This window comes from Muricoprocola aceti (assembly GCF_025567005.1).
Lineage (GTDB): Bacteria > Bacillota > Clostridia > Lachnospirales > Lachnospiraceae > Marvinbryantia > Marvinbryantia aceti.
On record NZ_JAOQKE010000009.1, the window covers coordinates 1 to 2,629 of the forward strand.

General features: G+C 49.9%; 2 protein-coding genes. Both read right to left on the minus strand.

The window, feature by feature from the left end; genetic code table 11:
- Positions 1-147: 147 nt before the first annotated feature.
- Complete coding sequence (locus tag OCV47_RS08545) at positions 148-1,827, minus strand: ABC transporter ATP-binding protein (RefSeq protein ID WP_262654691.1); 1,680 nt, start codon at positions 1,825-1,827, stop codon at positions 148-150.
- Positions 1,800-2,629: energy-coupling factor transporter transmembrane component T (locus OCV47_RS08550; protein WP_262654692.1), on the minus strand; the 830-nt coding region annotated here is incomplete at its 5' end. The genes OCV47_RS08545 and OCV47_RS08550, both read right to left, overlap by 28 nt.

Consider the following 2,629-nt stretch of genomic DNA (forward strand, 5'->3'; position numbering starts at 1 on the left):
CCATGGATAAAATGATCAGCACCATGCTGCACAGGTAATACTTCCGGTTGCCAAAGTAACGGGAAGCCAGTAGCACCACCGGGATCATCAGGCAGATCACCACTACACTGATCCAGGTGTGGGCTGGTATCTTTTTCTTATTCTTTTCTATCTGTTTTTCTGACATAATTCGATCACATCCTCATTGGTAATGGCATTGGTAAACACATGCCGGCTCATACGGTTGGCTGCCGTGGTATAGAAGCTGTTGTGAGAGAAGAAACGGTTCGGCGTATTGGTGGTGACGATGCCGCCATCAAAAAACATGCTGACCAGATCCGCATACCGGGCACAGAATTCCACATCGTGGGATACCATAATAATCGTCACGCCCCGCTCCTTTAACTTCATCATGATATCTGCAAACTTCTGCTTGAAGAAGCTGTCGATGCCTTTGGTCGGTTCATCCAGCAGTAAGACCTTCGGATCTGTCAGAAGCACCTTCGCCAGTGCCGCTCTCTGCTGCTCGCCACCGGACAAATCATAGGGATGACTCTTCAGCAGACGGGTAATGTCACAAAGTTCTGCCATTTCCGCCACCTTTTCTGCCTTTTCCTCTTTGCTTCCGGTCAGCATCTCTTCCAGTTCTTCCTGCACACTCTTCTTTGCAAAGAGGCTCTGGGGATCCTGCGGCAGCATGGCCAGATTACCCAGGAACAGCTCCCCGGACTTATACTTTTTCACTTCTTTGCCATTGATCAGTACTTTTCCTCGATAAGGCTTACAGATATTGCTGATCACTTTTAATGTGGTGGATTTACCCGTTCCGTTGCCGCCTACTATGGCATAGAGCACATTTTTGGGAACCTGAAGGGTGACTCCTTTGAGCACATCCGGGCTGTCCTTTTCATAACGGAACCAGGCTTCCTTCACCAGCACCGCCGGGTTCTTAATGTTATCCGGGTCAAGATCCGCTTCCGGTGTATCATCCACTGCTGTCACCCGTGGGGCATGGTCTTGAAACACCTGATCCAGCCATTCTGCGCCTTCCCGGACGGTTAAGGGACATCTGCCCTTTCCACCCACACCGTAAAAGATCTGTACCGGAGTCGGCATGGCAGTAAACATCTCATTGCCGCACTTCTTCAGGTAATCACCCACTTTCCGCGGTTCATCCTTTGCAATCATTTTCCCGTCTTCGATCACCACTACTTTATCTGAGCAGTAGTAGATATCTTCCAGACGATGCTCGGTAATGATGATCGTGGTACGCAGTTCCCTGTTGATCTTCTTCACCGTATTCAGGAAATCCGATGCGGCGATGGGATCCAGCTGGCTGGTCGGCTCATCCAGAATCAGTACACTCGGCTGCATAGCCATGATGGATGCCAGATTCAGCAGCTGCTTCTGGCCGCCGGACAGTTCATTCACATTCTTGTGGAACCATCCCTGGATGCCGAAGTAACTGGCCATTTCTGCCACCCTCAGACGGATGGTTTTCTGATCTGTCCCCAGGCTTTCCAGTCCAAAGGCCAGTTCATGCCAGACCTTGTCTGTGACGATCTGGTTATCCGGATTCTGCATCACGTAGCCAATCCTGGAGGACTGGGTACGCAGATCCGTATCTTTTAAGTTTTTCCCTTCAAATAAAATTTCACCTTCCAGCTTCCCATGAGGTGCCAGAACACTTTTCAAATGCTTCAGCAGGGTGGTCTTGCCGCTTCCGCTTCGCCCACAGACCGTTACATATTCCCCCTGCTCGATATTCAGATTGATATCCGACAGCGCCGGGTGATTCTTTGCTGTCGGATAGGTAAATGTCAGATTTTTGATTTCAAATTGAGCCATCTCGCTTCCTCCCATATATTTACGGCTGACGGTATGGCCAGAAAAGCTATGTAAGCCATCAGCCCCGCTTTTGTATATGAATTCTGCCAGCTTTGGATGGAAAGCTGCGGTGTATAAGTGACAGATGCAGCGTCGTGTATCCCACAGAAGACCACGAGGGACGCCAGCAGAATCATCACCGCCAGCAGCACTTTGTCTCTGTTTTCAAAACGGTAAATGGAAAAGGTGGTGCGTTTTCCACAGCCATAACCACGGCTTCTCATGCTGTCTGCCGTAATGACACTTCCTTCCAGTGCCCAGCTGGTCAGCGTAGATAAAAGCACCATACTGTGCTCCATCCTCTCTTTTTTATCTCCCGTATCCGTGCCCTTGCCAATGCAGTGTCTTGCCCCGTTGAGCTGTGTAACCTTGTTCTTATAAGAAGGAACCAGGCGCAGCACCATAGTCAGGATCAGGGTCACCGACGGTGCCATTTTTCCATATAAATATAAAAACTTGTCACTGGTCATGACTGCATTGTAGCAGGCAAACCACATAAGCACCGATACCATCATGGCACCGAGGGCCGCTCCATAACACAGGGCTTCCAGTGTATAGGGTCTGCCACCGGCGTACCGGAATAATACATGCGCCCCATAGGTATTAAACACCGGATTCATCAGGGACAATACCAGTAATAACGGAATCATCCCTCCCACGAACTTCCAGCCCTGCCACCCCTTTGCTGTCAGATAATACAGCATGGACAATAATACCGATGCGGCCAGGAAAGCCGGATGCAGCAGAATCATGCCGCATACGA

Excerpts from the sequence above, each read along its gene's own strand:
- OCV47_RS08545 (WP_262654691.1), bottom strand. The coding sequence starts at position 1,827 with ATGGCTCAATTTGAAATCAAAAATCTGACATTTACCTATCCGACAGCA.